Here is a 24,043-nt window from a genome sequence, read left to right as displayed (position 1 = left end):
TCAGCGCGTACAATGTGAGATAGCTCTCCAGGGCAAAAACCCTGACAATCCGGCATTTATTCAATACAGGACCAGCAAAAAAGGCGATGAGTCCTTCTCCACTTCGGCGGGCGATCCCTTTCCTGGCTCTTCACAGAAGCTCATTCTTCTCAGAACCATTACTCTTGATGCCCGCACCTCTACCTTCACTTTAATACTATAAAGTGATAGTAATATAAAATTTTAATCAATTATAGCACATTGAGATTTTTCTGACAATAATTATTCCTGAAGTTTTTTTTGCAGTTCCTCAGCGACATTGGGCGGAATTCCGATTTCCAGGAATTGTTCAATGCTGGCTTCTTTCATTTTTTTAACGGATCCAAAATGTTTTAACAATAATTTTTTCCTCTTTTCGCCGATACCCTGAATGTCATCAAGTAAAGAGTGGAAAGCGGTTTTTCCTCGTGTTTGGCGGTGGAATGTAATTGCAAAACGATGAACCTCATCCTGGATTCGCTGCAGCAAATAAAACTCCTGGCTATTCCTTGCAAGCGGTATGATTTCGAGCGGATTTCCATAAAGCAATTGCGACGTTCTATGCTTATCATCCTTGACGAGGCCGGAAAGCGGAATATCCAGCCCTAATTCATTTTCCAATACATCTCTGACCGCTTCCACATGCCCCTTTCCTCCATCAATAATAATTAAATCTGGAAGAGGAAGATTCTCTTTTAGTACTCTGGTGTATCTCCTTCTGACAACTTCCCTCATTGATTCATAGTCATCCGGTCCCTTTACCGATTTAATTTTATATTTTCGGTACTCACGTTTATTGGCTTTGCCATCCTGAAACACTACTAGCGCTGACACTGGATCTGTTCCCTGAATATTGGAGTTGTCAAATGCTTCAATACGATAAGGAGTGTAAATTCCAAGCATGCTTCCGAGATTTTCAACCGCTTTTACCGTGCGAACCTCATCCCGTTCGATAAGCGAGAATTTTTCATTCAAAGCAATTTTCGCATTTTTCACGGCTAATTTAACGAGGTCTTTTTTCTGTCCCCTTTGCGGCTTCAATACCCTAACCTGAAGCAACTGTTCTGCCAGATTGGTATCCATCTCATCGGGAATCAGGATTTCCTTTGGCTTAATATGATTTGCTTTATCATAAAATTGTCCCAGATAGGTAAGGATTTCCTCTTCAGGTTCATTGTAAATAGGAAACAAGGAAACATCTCGTTCAATAAGTTTTCCCTGGCGTACAAAAAAGACCTGGACACACATCCATCCCTTATCGACTGCATAACCAAATACATCGCGGTCAGTAAAATCAGTGGTGGTCATTTTTTGTTTTTCCATCGTCGTCTCAATATGGCTGATTTTATCACGATATTCCTTGGCTCTTTCAAAATCAAGGCTCTCGGCGGCACTCATCATTTTCTCGGTCAATTCTTTTTTTATGTCTTTATAACCACCGTTAAGAAAGCGGGAAATGTCTTCAACCATCTGTCTATATTGTTCGACATGGATTTCATTTACACATGGAGCCAGGCATTGCCCCAAATGATAATATAGGCAAACTCGGTCCGGCAGGGTGGCACATTTACGCAAAGGATAAATGCGGTCCAACAGCTTTTTCGTTTCATTCGCAGCCTGAACATTGGGATAAGGTCCAAAATATTTCCCTTTATCCTTTTTTACCTTTCTCGTAATAATCAGTTTGGGATGTCTTTCCGCTGTAAGCTTAATGAACGGATAGGTCTTATCATCCTTAAGCATGATATTATATTTTGGATCGTGCTTTTTTATTAAATTCAACTCAAGTATTAGTGCTTCAATATCTGAAGAGGTGACGATATATTCAAAGTCCTCTATCTCATTAACAAGCCTTAATGTCTTTCCATCATGTGAACCGGTAAAATAGGAACGGACACGGTTTTTCAAAACCTTGGCCTTCCCTACATAAATAATCGTTCCCTGGCGATCCTTCATCAAATAGCAGCCAGGCTGATCTGGCAATAAAGCGAGCTTTTGCTTAATTATGTCATTCATTCCGGCTACCCTCCCATTTATATATTGCAACATGATGGTGAATGTGGTCAAATTATTTTGCTGTTTAATATCACAAAAGAAGAGCAAGGTTAAACCTTGCTCTTCCAATCGTCCTATTTTATGTTTTTAACATCGGATAATACATGATCCAGTTCATCAGCTGCTTTATTGAGTGTTTGTTCATCAAGGGGTTCAGACTTTGCACCTGCTTCAATTATATGAAGAGGAGTTTCAACCTTTTCATACAAATCAGCATTTTTGTCTTTTACTTCATCTTCAAATTTTTGCCAGGATTTCTCTAAGTTTTCTCCGCTTTCTTTTACTTTATCAGCGTCCTTATCATTTAGCTGGTTTTTCAAATCAGCAATTGTTTGTTTCATTTCCTTCGCACCGTCACTAATTGAAACAGTTTTCTTTGTATCCTTTGGCTTCTCATCATTATTAACTCCAGCGCATGCAGCCAATGTCAAAGAAGAAGCTAATAAAATCGGAACAATTAATTTACGCGTTTTCATGTAAGCTTCCTCCTGTTTGCAACTTTAACTTTGTTATCTTTACCTTTACTTATAATTGCAGCAATTACCGCAGCAACTAGCAAGATAATTTGTGGGATAAAACTTTCCCATGTTGAATATAAGGCGAAAAAATCAACCGTTGGAATTGGTGCTTGAGTTGCAGGCAATAGCCCTGCAAGCTGCAGCCCATGAATCCCCATACCAGTAAACTTGAAGCATAAGTAAAACATTAAAATGCTTGAGACCAGGAAGAATGGCCGCATCGGAATTTTCAATCCTACTTTAAGGATGAGGTAAGATAAAAACACCAGTATGAACACCCCAATGACAATTCCTAATAAAAGAGATGTCAATTTAATCGAAGAAGCCATTCCAATAAAGAATAAGACGGTTTCTGTCCCTTCACGAAAAACGGCAAGGAACGATAGTAGTGCCAAAGAGAATAGGCTTCCTGTATCCAATGCCTTGGTACTTTGGGTACGAATATATCTCTGCCATTCTGAAATGCTTGATTTACTGTGAAGCCAATAGCTCATGTATAGAAGCATGACTGCTGCAAATACCCCTGTCCAGCCTGCAATTAAGAAATTATTGCTTCCAAAAGCACCTGCAGAGAATAACAGGTTTACAATTGTGCCTAGAATAATGCTTATACCTATTCCAACAGCTACTCCTATCCAAATCCATTTACTCTTATCCTCATGACCGGATTTTCTCAAAAATCCAAGCAAGGCCACCACTACAAGCAATCCTTCTAAACCTTCCCGAAGAAGAATCGTAATCGCATCCATCATGTTGTAACTTGTTTTTGTAACAAGTGGTGAAAGATAATCTCTCATTCCTTCAATGGTCTTCTTTGCCCCTTTTACATCAGCTGGCTTGGAGGATAGCATTGAATAGGATGAAACCATATCCCGTTCTGCATCACCATATACTTTAGAAGACTGTGTAAGGACTACACCCTCGACATTCAACCACGATTTGCGGAATTTTTCTATATCGTTTTTTGCTCCCTGAATATCATTGTTGTTAATTTTAGAAAGTGACTGATTAAGCAAGGTTATCAGTTCAGAAATATCACCTGTCTGGGTGGAGTTATTACTTTTTTTATCAGAGCCGTCAGTATACTTACCGGCAATAAATTTTATATTAGTATTTTTTAATTGTAACAGTGCATTTTTCACTTTAGCTTGATTTACAGGCTGCTGTGCAAAAGCAAATGAAACTTGGCCCATTTTATCTTCGATATCATGATAAGCCTGCTGAGATTGTTTTTTCACGCCATCTTCAATGGAAATCCAAGTGGAAGTAAACGTTCTAAATTGTTTGGAGGCTGCATCCATTTCTCCCTTATCCACTGATTGAATCGTTTGGATAATTATATTGTTTGCACTCTCAATATCATTTGATGCATTAGCAGCAAAGCTGTTAATAGGGAGGAGGTTAAAAGCTGTTAGTAAAATCAAAATTGCAGTAAATAGTTTGCTCCTCATGTTATCCTCCTTATGTAGGCTTTCATCTTCAATAGATTAATAATGAAAATCATTTTCATTCAGCTAAAAAAATTATATATTCATTGAGAATGAATGTCAATGTCATTTATGTGACCTTTAATAGGCCTTGAATACATGGGCAAAAGTAAAGCCCCCTGCCGATATTGGCTGGGGGCTTACCACATTAAATATTAAAAGTGCTTTTCAAGGACACTTGCAAGTGCTTCTTTTGGCTGGAAGCCAACCACTTTGTCTACTACTTCACCGTCTTTTAGGACTAATAAAGTCGGGATGCTCATTACGCCGAATTTAGCGGCAGTTTCCTGATTTTCATCCACATCAAGCTTAGTGATTTTTACCTTTTCTCCTACTTCTGAATCAAGTTCTTCAAGAACAGGAGCTATCATTTTACAAGGTCCGCACCATGGTGCCCAAAAATCTACAAGAACAAGGCTGCAGCCTGTTTCAGCAGCAAAATTTTGATCTGTAACATGTGAAATTGCCATTTAAGAATGCCTCCTAATTAATACTGAAATACTACCGAAAGTATATCACCGTTTTACAATTCATGCTAATAATTTGTTTCGCATGTAATTTACCCTTTAAACTTAGACGTTATTCTCATTAATATAGGCTGTTTTCTAAAAGATTGTTGTTTTGAGTAGTAGTTGATTTCCGCTTCAGGATGCTCGCTTTCCGCGGGGTGGGCGGTGAGCCTCCTCGTCGCTAAAGCGACTGTGGGGTCTCACCTGTCCCACTGCTCCCGTAGGACGTTGAATCAGCTTCCTAGAATCAACACCGCACGAAGGAAATGCGATAGCATTTTCGAGGATCTCGCACCTTCCACTCCAATCAACTTCTTTATCAACCATCTGATTCACTCTAATTAGTAATAAAGTTTTACGAAAACAGCCTTAGAATATTAAAGCAAGCGGCATTATGCCGCTTGCATCTCATTTTAGGAATGAACTTTTAGCTTTTTGAATTCTTCAGTCAGCATTGGTACTACTTCGAATAGATCTCCTACAATTCCATAATCGGCAACCTTGAAGATATTAGCTTCAGGATCTTTATTTATGGCTACAATAACTTTAGAGTTAGACATACCGGCAAGGTGCTGAATTGCTCCTGAAATTCCGCAGGCGATATAAAGATCCGGAGTTACTACCTTTCCAGTCTGTCCAATCTGCAAGGAATAATCGCAATAATCAGCATCACAAGCACCACGTGAAGCGCCCACTGCCCCGCCTAATACATTGGCAAGTTCCTTAAGTGGTTCGAAACCATCAACACTTTTTACGCCGCGGCCTCCAGCGATGACCACCTTAGCTTCAGAAAGATCGACACCCTCACTTGCTTTACGGACAACTTCTTTAATGATCGTCCTTAAATCCTTGATTTCAACTGAAAGGCTTGATACATCTCCAGTTCTGCTTTCGTCTTTTTCTAAAGGATTAATATTATTCGGTCTGATTGTTGCAAAAATCAGTCCGTCCGTTACGATTTTCTTTTCGAACGCTTTACCTGAATAGATTGGACGTGTAAAAACAAGATTGCCCCCGGCAGCTTCCAGGTCAGTCGCATCGGAAATAAGGCCGGATGAAAGTCTACCTGCTACCTTTGGAGCAAGGTCTTTACCTAAAGCGGTATGGCCGAAAATAATTCCTTCAGGGTTCTCCTGGTCAATTACTGCGAGCAATGCCTGAGAAAAGCCATCAGGAGTATACTGCTTTAATTTTTCATCCTCTACAGTTATTACTCGGTCTGCACCATAGGAAACCATTTCTCCACCTAAAGCGCTTACAGAATTGCCGATTAAAACAGCAACAACTTCGCCGCCTTCTGCAACCGTTTTTGCAGCTGCGATTGCTTCAAAGGAAACATTACGCAATGATCCGTCACGGACTTCACCTAATACCAATACTTTTCTCGCCATTCTATTTACCTCCTGGATGAATATTTGTCATATCAAGTTTAGATAACTTTCGCTTCTGTATGAAGCAGCTGGACAAGCTCCTTTACCTGGTCAGTTAATTCGCCCTGCAGAACTTTCCCTGCTTCTTTTTTTGGTGGAAGATAGATTTCTATTGTTTTAGTCTTAGCTTCAACATCGTCTTCTTCCAAATCAAGATCATCCAACTCAAGTTCCTCTAGAGGTTTCTTTTTGGCTTTCATAATCCCTGGCAATGATGGATAACGAGGTTCGTTCAAGCCTTGCTGAGCTGTAACCAATAATGGAAGGCTTGTTTCGATTACCTCTGAATCACCCTCTACATCACGTGTAACCGTTGCACTGTTTCCATTAATCTCAAGTTTGGTAATGGTTGTTACATAAGGAATATCGAGCAGCTCCGCAACCCGTGGGCCAACCTGACCTGAACCGCCATCAATTGCCACGTTTCCTCCGATGATTAAATCTGCACCTTTATCTTTAAGAAACTCTGATAAAATTTTTGCAGTAGTGAATTGATCTCCGTTTTCCACATCGTCCTCTGTATTAATAAGAACAGCTTTATCTGCTCCCATCGCCAGCGCTGTGCGAAGCTGTTTTTCCGCTTCCTCAGAACCGACGGATACCACAGTTACTTCGCCGCCATTTGCATCCCTAACCTGGATTGCTTCTTCGACAGCATATTCATCATAAGGATTAATAATGAATTCTGCTCCGTCCTCATTGATTTTTCCGCCAGAGATTGTTATTTTTTCTTCCGTATCAAACGTTCTTTTTAACAGTACAAAAATATTCATGGTTTCCCTCCTAAGAATTCAAACATTTCTTCAGTTCGAAAGATTAAAAAAATTTAATTCAAAAAAATATTGCCTTGAGGGGGATGCAATTTATATAGCGGGATGTTCTCCCGCTAAATAAGTTAATTACCTTTGAATTCAGGCTCCCTTTTTTCAATGAACGCCTGAATCCCCTCCTGACCGTCTGCGGACATGAATACCTGCCCGAAGAGTTCAGCTTCCTTACTAACGCCTTCATAGAACTCTTTAGTTTTGGCATAATTTAATAACTGGATTGCTGCCTTTAACGAGCCAGAGCTTTTCTTCGAAATCTTTTTGGCCATCTTATAGGCATTTTCGAGGACCTCGTCTTCCGGATAGGCATGATTGGCCAAACCGTATTGTACAGCCTCAAGGCCTGTTATCGGGTCAGAAGTAAAGAGCATTTCAGCTGCTCTTGCCACGCCAACGTATTTAGGAAGGCGCTGTGATCCTGCAAATCCAGGAACCAATCCAAGCTGCAGCTCGGGTAGTCCAAGTTTTGCTGTTTCACTTACCAGCCTGAAATGGCATGCCATTGCAAGTTCAAGTCCACCGCCTAGTGCAGCACCATGAATCGAAGCAATAATTGGTTTTGGAAATCTTTCCATTCTGTCAAACAAATCCTGTCCTAAGCCTGCAAGCTTAGAAAAGTCTTCTCCTGATTTAATTGTCGTGAATTCCTTAATATCAGCGCCGGCTGAAAAAAACGTCCTTCTCCATGAATGATGATTACTCTAATATCATCATTTGGCTCAATTTCATCCAGGACAGAGGATAATTCCTTGAGCAGACCGGACGAAAGGGCATTTGCTGGAGGCCGCTGAATTGTTATCGTAGCGATACGGTCAGCTGCGGACCATTTTAAATATTCCAATGTGATTCCCCCTCTGGCTTATCTATCAAACTCATTTTGAACCCTTCAGCCCATTGATTAGCAAGTGATGGACTGACTTTCCAAGTGAGTTTAAATCATACTTCTGATCATTCATCACCCAGGACGTAACGGTTTCGTCCATTGTTCCAAAGATCATCTGCCGGGCAAGCCTAACATCAAGGAGACTAGAGAACTCTCCTTTTTCTTTGCCGCCGATTAAAATTTTATCAATCACCTTCAAATACCCTTTAAGTACATCATTAATCCTTAAACGGAGATCCTTATTTGATTGGCGTAATTCCAATTGCGTAACAATAGCAAGATGCCGGTCATTGGACAGCAGGTCGAAGTGTGCTTCAATCATCATTAATAACTTCTCTGCCGCTGTTTCTTTTCCTGCAATCATTTCATCTATTTTTTCAACAAAGCTGCCCATTTTTTCTTCAAAGAGAGAGATTAAAATATCTTCTTTATTCTTAAAGTATAAATAAATGGTGCCGTCCGCGACGCCTGCCTGCTTTGCTATCTTGGAAACCTGGCCTGATGGTATCCATTTTCCGCGATAATCACGACAGCCGCATCAATAATTTGCCTGTATTTTGGCTTGTTTCTCTTCAATTCTTCCCCCCTTTGAAGAAAAGCGTAAGCGCCTATTTGACCTCTAACATTTAAATAAATGAATGAATCATCATTCATATTTTTATAATAGATAAATATCGCTTTTCTGTCAATAAATTATACCTTCAAAATTACCCTATGCTTAGTATTTTAATAGGGACAAGCCCACTATCGCAAAAAGAAAGAGCCGCTCTTTTTTGGCTCAAAATTACGCATGTTTTTGGCCTTCTTCTTCTATTCTCTTCTTTTCTTCATCAACTAGCGCCCTTCTTAAAATTTTTCCGACTGCCGTTTTGGGAAGTTCTTTCCTGAATTCATAAATCCTCGGCACTTTGTATGCAGCCAGATGTTTCCGGGCAAATTGGTTAAGTTCATCTTTTGATAGTGTGGAGCCTTCCTTTAATACCACATAGGCTTTTACCGTTTCGCCGCGATAAGGATCAGGTATGCCTGCTGCAACTACTTCCTGGACTTCCGGATGCTCGTATAATACCTCTTCAATTTCACGAGGATAAATATTGAATCCTCCTGCAATAATCATATCCTTTTTACGGTCTACAACATAAAAATATCCATTTTCATCCATGTAACCAAGGTCTCCTGTTAATAACCAGCCATCCTTTAATGTTTGTGCGATATCCTCACGCCGATTCCAATAGCCTTTCATCACTTGAGGACCTTTTACTGCAATTTCCCCAATTTCACCAGCAGGCAATCTTTCACCGGTTTCCATTGAAAAAACAGCCGCATCCGTATTAGGCCATGGTACACCAATACTGCCTTTTACTCTTGGACGATCCCACAAAAAATTTGAATGGGTTACCGGTGAGGATTCAGTTAAACCATAGCCCTCAACGAGTTTTCCACCCGTCACTTCTTCAAATTTTTGCTGAACCTCTACAGGGAGAGGTGCTGATCCGCTTATGCATGAATCGATTGACGAAAGATCGTACTTTTTCAGATCCGGATGATTTAAAAGCCCAATATAAATCGTAGGGGCACCTGGAAAGAGGGTAGGCTTCTGCTTTTGAATTGTTTTCAGCGTAGTTTCAGCATCAAACTTCGGCAGCAATACCATTTTGTGTGCCTGCATCACACCAAGAATCATAACGGTTGTCATCCCATAGACATGAAAAAAAGGCAGTATCCCAAGAATTATTTCCTCGCCTCGTTTGCATTTATACAGCCAGGCCTGGCACATGGAAGCATTTGAAACAAGATTTTCATGGGTGAGCATCACGCCTTTTGGAAAACCGGTAGTTCCTCCTGTGTACTGCAACAAAGCAATATCTTCCTTAAAATTGAAATCCATTTCTTCAAGCATGGCTTCCGGCCTCTTCAGTATTTCGGCCAGCAAATGGGTGTTCCCTTCATGCCTGACATTGACAACGATACCGTATTGTTTTTTTTGTATAAAAGAATAAACTAAATTCTTAGGAAAAGGCAAATAATCTTTGATAGCGGTTACAATTACATGCTCCAAATCGGTTTGTGCCATCACTTTTGATACCCGCGGATACAAAATGTCAAGCGTCACAATCGCTTTAGCTCCTGAATCCTTCATTTGATATTCCAGCTCACGTTCCATATAAAGCGGATTCGTCTGGACGACTATTCCCCCGGCAAATAAAATGCCGTAATAACAGATTATTGACTGAGGTGTATTTGGCAGCATAATCGCCACCCTGTCACCCTTTGAAATTCCCAGTCCCTGCAGATATCCGGCGAACTTTCGTGCGTCCTTATAGAGCTGGCGATAATTCATTTCCTTTCCCATAAAATGAATGGCCGTTTTATCTGGGAATTCCTCAGCTGCTGACCGTAAATATTGTTGAACTGGTTCAGAAGAATATTCCACAAGTGGCGGAATCTCGTCTGGATAGTTCTGGATCCACGGCTTGGTATCAGTCATGCAAACCCTCCTTTGTGAATTATTAAAAAATTCTAATTACTTATACCTATTATAATATAATGAACTTTTTAAAACAATTAGAATCCCACAGCCGACTTTTCAAGCTAGTGTACAAGCCAAAAAAAATCACCGCCTCATTTATGTTGAGGCGATGATTTTGTGGAAAAATTTAATTTGCAAAAAACAACATATAAATTAGCCCGATCAGCAGGAACAGGCCGCAGAACCCTAGAAGAATCTTTGCCAGCTTTTCCAAATTTCATTCTCTCCTTACTATATTCCCGCTCCAATGACATATGATAAACCAATCGAAATCACCATCGAAATAAATCCAACAGCACGATTGTCATTTTGAATTTCATGGTCAATTTTAAACTTTGGGGTCAGGAATTCATAAATGAAATAGCCTGCCAGGAGCAAAAAAAATCCAAAGATTCCCCAGCTAATCATCGTAAGCAGCGAATTATGCTGCATGATGGAAAAGCGGAAGATATTAGCGATTCCGAAAATTTTTCCACCGGTAGCCATTGCCACTGCCATGTTTCCTTTTTTTATTTCTTCCCAATTTTTATATTTGGTCACTAATTCAAAGATAGCCATGAAGACAATCATGCATAAAATCACGACACTGTAATTGGCTGCTGTCAGAATATATTCATTCTCCCAAAATTGGTCCATATTCCATTCTCCCCGGACATTATTTCAATTCCACTACTGTAACCCCGGTTCCGCCTTCACCGGCATCACCGAAACGGATTTTCTTCACAGAACGGTGGTTTTTTAAATATTCCTGCACTCCCTGCCTTAATGCACCGGTACCTTTTCCATGGATGATGGAAACACGCGGATATCCTGCCAGCAATGCATCATCCACATACTTCTCCACCTTATGCAGGGCGTTCTCAAACCGTTCCCCGCGAAGGTCGAGCTCAAGGCTGACGTGAAAATCCCTTCCTTTAACGATGGCAACAGATTTCTTTTCAGTTTGTTTTGGCGTGCTGAGATATTCCAAATCCTTTTCGGCAACCTTCATTTTCAATATGCCTATTTGGACATTCCAATCCTTTTCTGAAGCTTTATCCAAGAGGGTCCCTTTTTGATCAAATGTTAGAACCTTTACTTCATCGCCAGGTTTAAAGGTATGCTTATCATTCTTTTTGTTTTGCAGTTTACTGGATTTTTTTATTTCAGGTGCTGCTTCGTCCAGACGCCTTTTTGCATCAATTAGTTCGTGCTCTTTTATCTCGGCATTTTTTTCGATACGCATCTTCCGAAGATCACGGATAATTTTTTCAGCTTCATCTTTAGCCTGTTCCACTATTTCTGCTGCCTTTGCTGCAGCTTTATCATATAATGAATCCTTATGCTCATAGAAGTCGATCATTTGCTTTTGGATATCTTCATGAAGCTTTTCTGCCTGCTTGAGGAAATCGTTCGCTTCTTCCTGTTCGATTTCAGCTAGACGCTTGCTTTGCTCTAGAGACGCAATCATTTTATCAATCTGATTACTGTCTGCGCTCACATGAGAACGGGCAGTTTCAATGACCCTATCATTTAATCCGAGCCGCTTGGATATTTCAAAAGCATTGCTTCGTCCGGGTACACCCAATAAGAGCTTATAGGTAGGGCTCAGTGTTTCTACATCAAATTCAACACTAGCATTCATAACTCCTTCTCTATCATAGCCATACGCCTTAAGTTCAGGGTAGTGAGTGGTGGCTATAACTCGTGCGCCACGTTTGTACACCTCATCCAAAATCGAGATGGCCAGCGCCGCCCCTTCCTGCGGATCAGTTCCTGCTCCTAATTCGTCAAACAAAACAAGACTGTTATAATCGGCTTTATTTAGGATATCTACTATATTTACCATATGGGAAGAAAAAGTACTTAAGCTTTGCTCAATCGACTGCTCATCCCCGATATCAGCATAAACTGCCCCGAATACGGACATTTCAGAACCATCAAGAGCAGGTATTTGCAAACCGGACTGTGCCATTAGCGTACACAGGCCGACAGTTTTTAAGGTTACCGTCTTTCCCCCGGTATTCGGACCGGTGATGACAATGGTGGTGAAATCCTTGCCAAGCATAATATCATTTGCTACCACTTCATTAATTGGGATCAAAGGATGCCGTGCTTTAAATAAAGATATTCTGCCTTCATTATTCATAATCGGCATAGAGCCTTTTATCTGCCTGCTGAATCGGGCTTTCGCAAAAATAAAGTCCAGATTAGACATTACTTCAGTAATGACCTGCAACTCTTCTTCATGCTCTGCCGTTTTGGCCGATAATTCAGATAAAATCCGGTCAATTTCAAGCTGTTCTTTGATACGAATATCCTGCAATTGATTATTTAATTGGACAATCGCCTGTGGCTCGATAAACAGAGTCTGCCCTGATGAGCTTTGGTCATGGATGATTCCGCCATAATGGCCTCTGTACTCCTGTTTTACAGGAATAACAAACCGGTCATTCCTAATCGTAACGATCGCATCAGACAGCATCTTTTGCGCACTGGATGAGCGGACCATTCCCTCGAGCCTTTCCCTGACACGGCATCATTGGACCTTATCTGGCTGCGGAGGGATCGGAGCAGTTCACTTGCGCTGTCCAGCACTTCACCGCCCTCATCAATAGCATTTCTTATTGACTCTTCCAAGGCAACCAGTGGTATAATCCTATCTGTTTGCTCTAAAAGGATCGGGACCTGTATTTCTTCCGCAGCCACATCCTCAATAAACCTCTTCATTTGGCGGCTCGCGTGAATAGTGCTGGCGATTTGGAATAACTCAATTGGGCTTAATACCCCGCCGATGACGGACCGTTTATAATGTGCACGAATATCATGAATTCCTGAAAGCGGCACATTTCCCTTTAACCGCAATACAGTCGATGATTCATCTGTTTCTTCCTGAAGACGTACCACTTCATCAAAATCTGTTGATGGTATTAATTGCGTAACTCTTTCCCTTCCCAATGAGGAAGAGGCATGTACCAAAAGCTGTTCTTTCACTTTTTCAAATTCCAAAACCTTTAATGCTTTTTGCTGCATGGAGATGATCCTCCTATCATGCTTAATTAGTTCGTTCGTGGCGTTGGTGCAAAAAAGCAAGGAGATCATTTTTTTCAAATGCGTTAATAACAGTTGATTTTTTGATCCAGCCCTTTCTTGCAGCTGCCGCCCCGATCTCCATATGTGTTAAAGTATCAATTTTATGTGCATCCGTATTGATGACGATTTTAACCCCTGCATCCTGTGCTTTTCTTAAGTTTTCATAAGACAGATCCAGCCGATGAGGATTTGCATTTAGCTCAAGGACGGTATTTGTTTCTTTTGCCAATTCTATCAGCATATCCATGTCTACATCATAGCCTTCACGGCGCCCAATCAGCCTTCCGGTTGGGTGGGCAATGATATCAACATGAACATTTTCAAGTGCATTTCTTAATCTTTCCATTATCTTTTCCCGAGACTGTGAAAAAGAGGAATGAATCGACGCAATGACAATATCCATTTCTTTTAGCAATTCATCATCATAATCCAGCCGTCCGTCAGGGAGTATATCCATTTCGATTCCGGATAATATCGTAATGTCATCATATTTTTCATTCAGCTTTTTAATTTCTTCCCTTTGCTGACGTATCCTCTCAGGCGTCAATCCATTCGCCACCTTTAAAAATTGCGAATGATCCGTGATGGCCATGTATCGATAGCCTCTCTTCCTGCAAGCCTCGACCATCTCTTCAATCGAATGTGCCCCATCACTCCAGGTCGAGTGCATATGGAGGTCACCTTTAATATCTTCATAAGAAATTAATTCTTCATTTGAAGTGAATTCCTCAACTTCCTTTCCGTCCTCACGGATTTCAGGCGGAATGAATGGCAGGCCAAATGCCTGTAAAATTCCTCTTCTGAAGAAAAAGTAAGAATTTCACCTGTTTCGCTATTTTCCACACCATACTCGCTAATTTTTTCCCCGCGCTCTTTCGCAAGCTGTCTCATCCTGACATTATGGTCCTTGGAACCTGTAAAGTGATGAAGTGCGGTGGCGAACTCCTCCGGTTTTACAATCCGGAAGTCTGCTGAAATATCATAATCCAGGCCGAATGTCAGTGAAACCTTAGTTTCACCAGCGCCAATAATTTCTTTTATATTCGGCAGCGATAAAAGCTGTTCTTTTACACTAAGTGGGTTTTCCGAAGCAATGATAAAATCGAGATCCTTAACGGTCTCACGCATTCTTCTTAAACTGCCTGCTCTGGAAAATCGAGCAATATCTGTCATCCGTGCAATCTGGCTTTCAATACTTTCAGCTATTGGAAGCATATAGGCAATCGGAAGCCTTTCCGGCATCGTACCGGCATTGGCGATAGAATGAAGGATTTTCTCCTCTGTCTTTTTGCCGAAGCCAGGCAATGCCTGAACCTTGCCGGCATTGCAAGCCTCTTCCAAGTCCGTGACATCTTCAATCCCAAGCTCCTGATAAAGCTTGGCAATTTTTTTGCCCCCTAAGCCCGGAAGCTGCAGCAGCGGAATAAGTCCCTGTGGAACCTCTTCCTGCAATTCCTTTAATACCGCAGATGTTCCTTCGTTAATATATTCTTCAATAACAGCTGCAGTTCCTTTACCAATTCCTGAGATAGCTGTTACATCCTCAATTTCAGAAAGGCTCCGGTTGTCAGTTTCCAATGCAAAGGCCGCTTTTCTAAAAGCTGAAACTTTAAATTGGTTTTCTCCCTTAAGCTCCAAATAGACTGCAATCGTCTCTAAAAGTCGTATAACATCCTTCTTGTTAATTTCCATTAATAACACCTGCCTTAATATTGGAAGATTATCTACACAACGTTAATTTCTATAATTGCCTTTTCGAAAGAAAAACTTCTCTGCTACAGAGAAGTTCAAGCAGCAACATATTCAATCCAAAGCTTCTTTAATTCCTCGGAGAGAATAGGTGTATGTTTTACAATTGCTTCGGCCATAACTGAATGGTCCAGATATCCCTGGATAGATTCTATTGGAATTATGGCTGCAATATATAATAAAATAAACAGGATAAAATAGACTTCCAATAATCCTAGTATGCCTCCAGCCCAGATATTCAGCTGTTTTATAATCGGCAAATGCGCAATAAAATTAAGCATTGCCCCAATAATCTGCAGAAGAATTTTCACGGCGAAGAATATAATTGCAAAAGCAATAGCTCTGTAAAAGGCAGTCTCCATATTCGTACTCCCTGCCAGGAGCTTTAACGCAGAATTATCACCTAAGCTTGGATATGGAATCCAAAGTGTCAGCTTAGGCGCCAGTTCATCATAATAAGTTCTCGCAGCAATATATGCGATAATAAACCCTGTCAAATGAATCAGCTGAAGAATAAAACCTCTTCTTAGACCGACGAAAAAACCAAATATAAGAATAATAATGATTGCTAAATCCAGCATGCTGTTCAGTCCTTTTCCCTTATCAATTCTGCTTGAAGCCGTTCCAATTGATCTTTCATTTTAATATAATCATTAACAGCATTCACTGCTGTCAGTACGGCCAATTTACTAATGTCGAGCGATGGATTCCTGGAACCGATTTCCCGCATCTTATCATCAACCAGTGAGGCAATGAGCCTGACATGGCTTGTACTCTCAAGGCCTACTATGACATATTGCTGTCCGTATATATCGACTGTGGTTCGGTTTTTATGCTGATTTGACAAATAAATGCCTCCATTCAAAGAATCCTAATCTATATCATAACATGAACGGTTATCGGCAGAAAAGCCAAACAGTTTTTGAAGCTTTTTCTGTTTTAATGAATACAAACATTTATGGCTTGTGTAATCGGACAGCCATTACATAACAATAAAATCTTAAGGGGCGAACCATCTTGGCTAACATCGTACTATTAAAAAACTTAAATGAGATTTCTAAAATGAAGCAATACTATCAATCCTGTTTAACTGAAAAAATTCCGCCAGGCGGCTTGTTTTCTGCAAAAACGCCTTCCTGCGTGATCACTGCCTATAAATCCGGGAAAGTATTATTTCAGGGGGGCGGCAGCGAGGCAGAAGCAGGCAAATGGGGGAAGCAACAGTGAAGACAGCTGCCCCTTCAAAAGCTAAGACATCAGGCAGCGCTCTCCCAGCTCAAATCGGTTCAATGTCAGCAATTGGTTCAGATGAAGTCGGAACGGGGGATTTCTTTGGCCGATCACCGTTGTAGCTGCATATGTAAAAAAAGAAGACATTCCATTATTAAAAGAGCTGGGAGTGAGAGATTCAAAGGATTTAAACGATCAGAAAATCATCGCCATAGCAAAACAAATTAAAGATATTGTTCCGCACAGCCTGCTGACACTCCATAATGAAAAATACAACCAGCTTCAACAATCTGGCATGTCACAGGGGAAAATGAAAGCCATTTTGCATAACCAGGCAATTTTACATCTGTTAGAAAAAATCTCCCCCATAAAGCCCGAGGCCGTGTTGATTGACCAATTTGTTCAGGCGACTGCCTATTTTCAGCATTTAATAGGACAAAAACAGGTTGCAAGGGAAAATGTCTATTTTAGTACAAAGGCAGAGGGTATCCATCTAGCTGTCGCAGCTGCATCGATTCTGGCCAGGTACGCATTTGTTCAGTATTTTGATAAATTGAGCACAAGTGCAGGATTTACCATTCCAAAAGGAGCAGGCGCACAAGTAGATGTAGCTGCAGCTAAACTGATTATGAATAAAGGTAAAGACGTCCTGCCTAAATTCGTTAAGCTCCACTTTGCCAATACAGAAAAAGCAATGAAGCTGGTAAGTAAAAAGAGAACTGACTCATAAGTTTCATGATTCCAAAAAGGCATCTGGATTCGATGCTTTTTTCTTTTACTAAATGTAAAAAAATTGAATCTTTTCTAATAAATTGAACGTAGTATACGTATGCTGGCTTAAGAGTCATACATTCTGTAGGTTCTTAGAAAGGAGGGAGAAAATGGAGTTATTTGGAACACCGATTGATACCATTTACTTGTACTTGCTTTTCATTACTGGCGCCCTAACAGTACTTTACCTTTTCTTCGGTCATCTTGCTGATGGAGCTGCCGCTGGGCTGGATTTTATAAACCCGATTACGATTCTTGCCTTTATTACGTTCTTGACTGCAGCCGGTTACATATTAGAAGTCGTTACCTCATGGAAAAGCTCTCTCATTCTTGTCATTGCAGCCATCATTTCTCTATGCCTTGATATTTTATTAAATATCTTTGTCCTTCTCCCCCTTTCAAAAGCTGAGGAATCACTAGCTTATACTGCGGAATCCCTAAACGGGAGAGTTGGTAAAGTGATTATTACAATACCGGATAACGGCTTTGGAGAAGTAGTATTGGAGAGTTACAGCGGCATGATTTCCAAACCTGCCCGCAGCTACGACGGCTCTGTTATTAAAGAAGGCTCTACCATACTAGTAATTGAGGCTGAAAAAGGATTTTTACTTGTAAAAGATTACGTACAGCCATTTTAAGGAGGGAACATAATGGATTATATCTGGATTGTTATAGCGATTGTCGGCTTTATTTTATTAGCTTTTATAGCTGTGTTTATTAAGAAGTATCATACAGCTGGCCCGGATGAGGCTTTAATCGTAACAGGCAGTTATTTAGGCAGCAAAAACGTTCATGTCGATGAGTCAGGTAATAAAATCAAAATTATCCGTGGCGGCGGTGCATTTATCCTCCCAATCTTTCAGCAGGCAAAGCCTTTAAGCCTCCTTTCAAGTAAATTGGATGTGAATACTCATGAGGTCTATACCGAACAAGGAGTTCCCGTAATGGCTGATGGTACAGCAATCATTAAGATTGGCGGTTCAATCGGCGAAATCGCAACAGCGGCAGAACAATTTCTTGGGAAAACAAAAGAGGAACGTGAAGGCGAAGCCCGTGAAGTGCTGGAAGGACACCTTCGTTCTATTCTTGGTTCCATGACTGTAGAAGAGATTTATAAGAACCGCGAGAAGTTTTCACAGGAGGTGCAGCGAGTAGCCTCTCAGGACCTGGCGAAGATGGGACTTATGATCGTTTCATTTACGATAAAGGATGTCCGGGATAAAAATGGCTATCTGGAATCATTAGGAAAACCGCGCATCGCACAGGTAAAGCGCGATGCTGACATTGCTACAGCAGAAGCAGACAAGGAAACAAGGATTAAACGTGCAGAGGCAAGTAAAGATGCACAGCGCTCTGAATTAGAAAGGGCAACAGAAATAGCAGAGGCCAAAAAGTAAATCAGCTGAAAATTGCCGAATATCGCCGTGAACAGGATATCGCAAAAGCACGAGCCGACCAGGCGTATGATTTAGAGACGGCCCGGGCAAAGCAGGAAGTTACCGAGCAGGAAATGCAAGTAAAAATCATTGAACGCCAGAAGCAAATTGAATTAGAAGAAAAAGAGATTCTGAGGCGCGAACGACAATACGATTCTGAGGTCAAAAAGAAGGCAGATGCTGACCGTTATTCTGTTGAACAAGCAGCGGCCGCGAGTAAAGCAAAGCAAATGGCAGAAGCAGATGCCGAGAAGTATCGTGTTGAAGCTATGGCAAAAGCTGAAGCAGAGCGGGTCAGGGTCGATGGTATCGCAAAAGCAGATGCTCAGCGAGCACAAGGTGAAACCGAAGCGGATGTCACCCGGTTGAAGGGGCTTGCGGAAGCAGAGGCAAAGCGTAAAATTGCGGAAGCATTTGAGCAATTTGGCCAGGCTGCAATATTGGATATGGTACTTAAAATGCTTCCTCAGTTCGCCAAAGAAGTTGCAAGCCCGCTTTCAAATATTGATAAAATTACTGTGGTGGATACAGGCAGTGATTCAGCTAATGGCGGCGCCAACAAAATAACATCTTACGCAACGAATTTAATGTCAACAATGCAGGAATCTTTAAAAGCCACCTCAGGCTTGGATGTAAAAGAATTGCTTGAAAATCTGTCCGGAAAAAGAAATATCCGGGCCAGCCTAGACCAGCTGATTGAAACGCAGACGAACCAGACAGACCCTGCTGTTGAAAACAAAGATGCTTAACGCAAAGAGAGACCTATCCGTTATATAACGTATAGGTCTCTCTTTTATTTATTATAGTTATCCCGAGCTTCAGGAAGGTGGTTTACTCAATTATACTATCCTCTCAGTACCGCTCCAGCTTTCTCTTTCAAAGCTTCAAGGACTTTTTCATGGACTTTTGTTACTTCTTCATCTGTCAAAGTCTTTTCAGGATCTGAATATTTCAATGAATAAGCAATTGACTTTTTGCCTTCTTCCATTCGTTCTCCTTCGTACAAGTCAAATACCTGAACTTCTTTTAAGAGTGTTCCGCCTGCTTCAGTGATGATTTTCTTTAATTCGCCGGAAACTGTTTCTTTTTCAACCACAAGAGCAATATCTCTTGTAATTGATGGGAACCTAGGTATGGTTGTGTACTGAAGCGGTTCCGTTGCGGCTTCAAGCACAGCTTTTAATGAAAGCTCAAATACAAAAGTATCCTTTAGGTCAAGCTCCTTTTGTACACTTGGATGAACCTGGCCAATAAAGCCGATACGCTCGCCATTCAACTGAATTTCAGCAGTTCGTCCAGGATGCATTCCATCAAACTTGGCCTGAACATAGTCAACTTTTTCTGAAAGACCCAGTTTTTCGAATAGTCCCTCTAACGCTCCTTTAAGTACAAAGAAGTCGACAGGCTTCTTTTCTCCCTGCCACGAATGGCTGTGCCATAGACCCGTAACTGCAGCAGCCAGATGCTCCTGCTCTTCAGGTAGCTCATCTGTTCCGTTTGATAAAAATACTGCACCCGTTTCGTATATGGCTAAACTATCGTTTTGGCGGGCGCTATTGTATTTTAAAACCTCCAGCAATTGCGGAGTAATGCTTAATCGAAGCATGCTCCTGTCTTCACTCATCGGCATCGCCAATCGGATTGGATTTCTGTTATCCAAAGCGTACTGGGCTGCTTTTTCCTCGCTGGTAAGAGAGTAGGTTACAGCTTGGTATAATCCTGCACCTTCAAGGAAATGGCGGACAGTTCGGCGTTTTTCCTGGTAGCCTGTCAGATGCCCTGGTGTTGATGCTCCAAGAGGCAGGGTTTTAGGAATGTTATCGTATCCAAACAATCTTGCCACTTCTTCAAGCAAATCTTCTTCAATTTTTATATCCCCGCGTCTTGTAGGTGCTGTAACCGTAATAGTACCATTCTCGGTGACGGTTTCAAATTTCAGGCGGGCAAAGATATCTTCAACGTCCTTCATTGATAAATCGGTTCCAAGTACTCGATTAATTTTCTCAATTGTAATAGAGACTACTGCTGGCTCAACTCTCAGGCTGTCGCTCTCAACAGATCCCTCCAGTACTTCTCCGCCTGCATATTTTGACATCAGATAGGCCGCACGTTCAGCTGATGCTCTTACTCGATTAGGGTCAACGCCTTTCTCAAACCGGGCACTTGCCTCACTTCTTAAGCCATGATCCTTGGAGGCCTTTCTGACAACTGCACCACTGAAATAGGCAGATTCAAGCAATACAGTCTTAGTTTCAGATGAAACCTCGGAATTTGCTCCTCCCATTACTCCGGCAAGAGCAACGGCCTTTTTCCGTTTGTAATTACCAGATGTTCAGGAGTCAAGGTGCGTTTCACGTCATCAAGGGTTTCAATCGTTTCGCCATCGTTTGCTCGGCGTACGACCACTTCCTTAGAACCGAAACGGTCATAATCAAATGCATGCAGCGGCTGGCCATATTCCAATAAAATATAATTCGTAATATCGACTACATTATTATGAGGACGGATTCCGGCAGCCATTAAGCGTGTTTGCATCCATAATGGTGAAGATGCAATTTTTACATTTTTAATCACTTTAGCCACATACAATGGATTATCTTCTTTCGCTTCTACTGTTACTTTAACGTTATCAGAAGCTTTTTCTGCTGCTGGCTGGAGGCTGCTTTCAGGTAGCTTTACTTCTCTTCCTAAAATCGCAGCAACTTCATAAGCTACGCCAAGCATGCTCAGACAGTCGGAACGGTTAGGTGTTAATCCTAATTCCAATACCGCATCATCACGATTTAAAGCGGCAAGAGCATCCGTACCCACTTCGGCATCAGCTGGGAAAACAAAAATCCCTTCTGAATACTCCTTCGGAACCAATTTACCTTCCATTCCTAGCTCCTGAAGCGAGCAAATCATGCCATTTGATTCTTCTCCGCGAAGTTTGGCACGCTTGATTTTAAAATTGCCTGGCAATACAGCCCCAACCTTGGCAACGGCAACTTTTTGCCCCTGGGCGACATTAGGAGCACCACAGATAATTTGTACAGGTGCTTCTTCACCAACATCAACAAGGCACTTGCTTAACTTATCTGCATTCGGATGCTGCTCGCGTTCTACAACATAGCCGATTACAATTCCCTGTATGCCCTCGTTAAGAACATCTACTCCTTCTACTTCTATCCCGCTTTTCGTTATCTTTTCAGCCAGTTCTGCAGGTGTTACACCAGAAAGGTCTACATAATCCTGCAGCCATTTATATGATACGAACATATCGTGATCCTCCTTTAATTCATTCGGCTTTTTCCGGCATCTGTATGACTCCTATGATAGGGGAACAGATGCTTCAAGCCATAATTATTCGTGCATAGAAAATTGCTTTAAGAATCGGACATCGTTTGTATAGAAATGACGGATATCATCAACGCCGTATTTTAGCATGGCAATCCGCTCAGCGCCATTCCGAAAGCAAAGCCTGTATATTTCTTGGAGTCATAGCCAGCCATTTCAAGCACGTTCGGGTGGACCATTCCAGCTCCCAAAATTTCAATCCAGCCTGTTCCCTTACAAACACTGCAGCCCTTGCCGCCGCAAATTTTACAGGAAATATCCATTTCAACAGAAGGCTCCGTGAATGGGAAGAAGCTAAGCCTTAATCTGATTTTCCTGTCCTCGCCAAACATTTTCTTCGCAAATACCTCCAGCGTACCTTTAAGGTCGCTCATGCGGATATTTTCGTCGATGACCAATCCTTCAATTTGCATGAATTGATGGGAGTGTGTCGCATCGTCGTTATCACGTCTGTATACTTTACCCGGGCAGATGATTTTAACAGGCCTTTTCCCTGGTGCTTTTCCATCGTACGAGCCTGAACCGGGGATGTATGGGTCCTTAGTAAAATTTCTTCAGTAATATAGAAGGAATCCTGCATATCACGTGCCGGGTGTCCCTTCGGCAAATTCAGAGCCTCAAAGTTATAATAATCCTGCTCTACCTCAGGCCCTTCGGCTACCTGGTATCCCATGCCGATAAACAAATCTTCAATCTCTTCAATAATTCTTGTTAATGGATGATGATTCCCTACCTTTACAGGGCGTCCGGGAAGTGTAACATCAATCGTCTCGGAAGCAAGCCTTTCCATAACCTCTGCTTCCTCAAGCGCCGTTTGTTTTTCCTCCATTTTGGCAGCGATCGCTTCACGCACCTCGTTGACAAGTGCTCCCATCTTTGGGCGCTCTTCTGCTGAAAGCTTGCCCATTCCGCGAAGTACTTCCGTGATTGGCCCTTTTTCCCTAAATAGGCAACTCGGATATCATTTAATTCCTTAAGGCTTGTGGATTGCTCAATTTTTTCAATTGCCTCTGTTTGCAATTCCTGTAATCGTTCTTGCACAATAAATTCCTCCTTTTACTTTATGTAGTCCGAATGGCAAACAAAAAACCCCATCCCTGGTAAGGGACGAGGTTCTATTCGCGGTACCACCCTTGTAAACACATTATGTACAAAAATACTGTGTTCGCTTCATTCGGATAACGGCTCATGCCGGTGCATCTTTACACGAAAGGCGGAAGCTGGACAGTATTCCTACTCTCAAAGCTAACGCTCTACTGTGGTCCCGATGCCAACTCGGGAGGTGAACTTCCCCTGCCGTTTCCATAAAAGTGCTTTCAGTCCTGGGCACTTTCTCCCTTAATGGTTATGTACAAGGTACTTTTCTCCGTCAATGTTGTTTCAATATTGATTTTGTTGTTTATTATATAATAATTTTTAAAAGGATTCAAACGGATTATGGTTTTCTTAAATAATATAAAAGGATTCCCGTCGCCACTGCAACATTGAGTGATTCACTTTCTCCGTAAATAGGGATGTAAAGATTCGCTGTCGTTTCTGACAGAATTTCTTTGCTAACGCCGCTTCCTTCATTACCAACCACAAGTGCGAACGACCTGTTTGCGCTGATTTCTGTATATATACGTCCGTTTTCAAGAGATGTTCCAAAAACAGGTATATCTTTTTCTTTAAGCTTTTCCACCCATTCAGAAAGGTTGCCTCTTATGATTGGAAGATGAAAATGGCTGCCCTGGGCAGAACGAAGAACCTTCGAATTATAAATATCAACGCTTCCTGTTCCAACGATGACGGCTTCAATCCCCGCTGCATCAGCCGTTCTGATCATGGTCCCCAAATTACCGGGATCCTGTACTGCGTCAAGGAACAGAAAGGTTTTAGCCGCAGCTACCGCCGGTTCCTCCTGCTTGCAAATTGCATATACTCCTTGAGGTGCTTCCGTATCGGATAAAGCCTTCGACACTTCTTCGGTTATAATCGTTAATGGGATGGAGCCGTAATCCCAGCGTGGGGGGAGCTCTGTATCTTCTGATATCATCAGCTCCAAGACAAGTTCTTTCTGTTTAAGGGCTTCTTCCACCAGATGAAATCCTTCTATTATAAATGTCCGGGTATTATCGCGTTCTTTTTTTGTTAAAAGTTTTTTCCACTGTTTTACCTGAGGGTTTTTGGCAGAGTGAATATGCTTCAACGCC

The 24,043-nt window shown here is 41.6% G+C and carries 12 protein-coding genes, 8 pseudogenes and 1 riboswitch; of the genes and pseudogenes, 3 read left to right on the top strand and 17 right to left on the bottom strand.

Going from position 1 to position 24,043, the window contains the following annotated elements:
- Positions 1 to 12: 12 nt before the first annotated feature.
- Positions 13 to 190: riboswitch (Lysine riboswitch) on the bottom strand.
- A 71-nt stretch (positions 191 to 261) separates the two neighbouring features.
- The 14 genes and pseudogenes from uvrC to zapA all read right to left on the bottom strand — a co-directional run bounded on the left by uvrC (position 262) and on the right by zapA (position 15,925).
- The gene (gene uvrC / locus RCG23_RS17955; protein ID WP_308176788.1) at positions 262 to 2,034 is read right to left on the bottom strand and encodes an excinuclease ABC subunit UvrC; all 1,773 of its coding nucleotides are present in this window, start codon (positions 2,032 to 2,034) and stop codon (positions 262 to 264) included.
- 113 nt (positions 2,035 to 2,147) lie between these two features.
- Positions 2,148 to 2,549: a hypothetical protein gene (locus RCG23_RS17950; RefSeq protein ID WP_308176787.1), complete on the bottom strand. Its 402-nt coding sequence runs from the start codon at positions 2,547 to 2,549 to the stop codon at positions 2,148 to 2,150.
- Positions 2,546 to 4,042, bottom strand: coding sequence for an FTR1 family iron permease (locus RCG23_RS17945; RefSeq protein WP_308176786.1), 1,497 nt, complete (start codon positions 4,040 to 4,042; stop codon positions 2,546 to 2,548). The genes RCG23_RS17950 and RCG23_RS17945 overlap by 4 nt, the downstream gene beginning before the upstream one ends.
- 191 nt (positions 4,043 to 4,233) lie before the next feature.
- Positions 4,234 to 4,548: a thioredoxin gene (gene trxA, locus RCG23_RS17940; protein WP_308176785.1), complete on the bottom strand. Its 315-nt coding sequence runs from the start codon at positions 4,546 to 4,548 to the stop codon at positions 4,234 to 4,236.
- Between the two features lie 452 nt (positions 4,549 to 5,000).
- On the bottom strand, positions 5,001 to 5,978 hold the full coding sequence (locus RCG23_RS17935) for an electron transfer flavoprotein subunit alpha/FixB family protein (protein WP_308176784.1): 978 nt from the start codon (positions 5,976 to 5,978) through the stop codon (positions 5,001 to 5,003).
- Positions 5,979 to 6,016: 38 nt separating this feature from the next.
- Entirely contained in the window at positions 6,017 to 6,790 is a 774-nt protein-coding gene (locus tag RCG23_RS17930) for an electron transfer flavoprotein subunit beta/FixA family protein (protein WP_308176783.1), read from the bottom strand.
- Between the two features lie 122 nt (positions 6,791 to 6,912).
- A pseudogene (locus RCG23_RS17925) lies at positions 6,913 to 7,685 on the bottom strand (enoyl-CoA hydratase).
- A 31-nt stretch (positions 7,686 to 7,716) separates the two neighbouring features.
- Positions 7,717 to 8,381 (bottom strand): annotated as a pseudogene (locus RCG23_RS17920) (TetR/AcrR family transcriptional regulator).
- A 130-nt stretch (positions 8,382 to 8,511) separates the two neighbouring features.
- The gene (locus RCG23_RS17915; RefSeq protein ID WP_308176782.1) at positions 8,512 to 10,215 is read right to left on the bottom strand and encodes an AMP-binding protein; all 1,704 of its coding nucleotides are present in this window, start codon (positions 10,213 to 10,215) and stop codon (positions 8,512 to 8,514) included.
- Positions 10,216 to 10,488: 273 nt separating this feature from the next.
- The gene (locus tag RCG23_RS17910; protein ID WP_308176781.1) at positions 10,489 to 10,893 is read right to left on the bottom strand and encodes a DUF350 domain-containing protein; all 405 of its coding nucleotides are present in this window, start codon (positions 10,891 to 10,893) and stop codon (positions 10,489 to 10,491) included.
- A 19-nt stretch (positions 10,894 to 10,912) separates the two neighbouring features.
- Positions 10,913 to 13,269 (bottom strand): annotated as a pseudogene (locus RCG23_RS17905) (endonuclease MutS2).
- Positions 13,270 to 13,291: 22 nt separating this feature from the next.
- Positions 13,292 to 15,021, bottom strand: a pseudogene (polX, locus tag RCG23_RS17900) (DNA polymerase/3'-5' exonuclease PolX).
- Between the two features lie 95 nt (positions 15,022 to 15,116).
- Complete coding sequence (locus RCG23_RS17895; protein ID WP_308176780.1) at positions 15,117 to 15,659, bottom strand: CvpA family protein; 543 nt, start codon at positions 15,657 to 15,659, stop codon at positions 15,117 to 15,119.
- 5 nt (positions 15,660 to 15,664) lie between these two features.
- Positions 15,665 to 15,925 carry a cell division protein ZapA gene (gene zapA / locus RCG23_RS17890; RefSeq protein ID WP_308176779.1) on the bottom strand — a complete coding sequence of 87 codons (261 nt, stop codon included), beginning with the start codon at positions 15,923 to 15,925 and terminating at the stop codon, positions 15,665 to 15,667.
- 167 nt (positions 15,926 to 16,092) lie between these two features.
- Here zapA and rnhC point away from each other — a divergent pair.
- The 3 genes and pseudogenes from rnhC to RCG23_RS17875 all read left to right on the top strand — a co-directional run bounded on the left by rnhC (position 16,093) and on the right by RCG23_RS17875 (position 19,264).
- Positions 16,093 to 17,038: pseudogene (rnhC, locus tag RCG23_RS17885) on the top strand (ribonuclease HIII).
- Positions 17,039 to 17,189: 151 nt separating this feature from the next.
- Positions 17,190 to 17,717, top strand: a complete 528-nt coding sequence (locus RCG23_RS17880) for an NfeD family membrane protein (RefSeq protein ID WP_308176778.1) — start codon at positions 17,190 to 17,192, stop codon at positions 17,715 to 17,717.
- A 12-nt stretch (positions 17,718 to 17,729) separates the two neighbouring features.
- Positions 17,730 to 19,264: pseudogene (locus RCG23_RS17875) on the top strand (flotillin family protein).
- Between the two features lie 95 nt (positions 19,265 to 19,359).
- On the opposite strand, the pseudogene pheT reads toward RCG23_RS17875, so the two are convergent.
- The 3 genes and pseudogenes from pheT to RCG23_RS17860 form a co-directional block, all read right to left on the bottom strand.
- Positions 19,360 to 21,773 (bottom strand): annotated as a pseudogene (pheT, locus tag RCG23_RS17870) (phenylalanine--tRNA ligase subunit beta).
- Between the two features lie 84 nt (positions 21,774 to 21,857).
- A pseudogene (gene pheS / locus RCG23_RS17865) lies at positions 21,858 to 22,892 on the bottom strand (phenylalanine--tRNA ligase subunit alpha).
- 394 nt (positions 22,893 to 23,286) lie between these two features.
- On the bottom strand, positions 23,287 to 24,039 hold the full coding sequence (locus RCG23_RS17860) for a TrmH family RNA methyltransferase (RefSeq protein ID WP_308176777.1): 753 nt from the start codon (positions 24,037 to 24,039) through the stop codon (positions 23,287 to 23,289).
- Positions 24,040 to 24,043: the final 4 nt, after the last annotated feature.

This window comes from Neobacillus sp. PS3-34 (genome assembly GCF_030915465.1).
Classification (GTDB): domain Bacteria; phylum Bacillota; class Bacilli; order Bacillales; family Cytobacillaceae; genus Neobacillus_A.
Note: the sequence above shows the minus strand (reverse complement) of the source record. Positions and strands in the feature narration are given on the sequence as shown.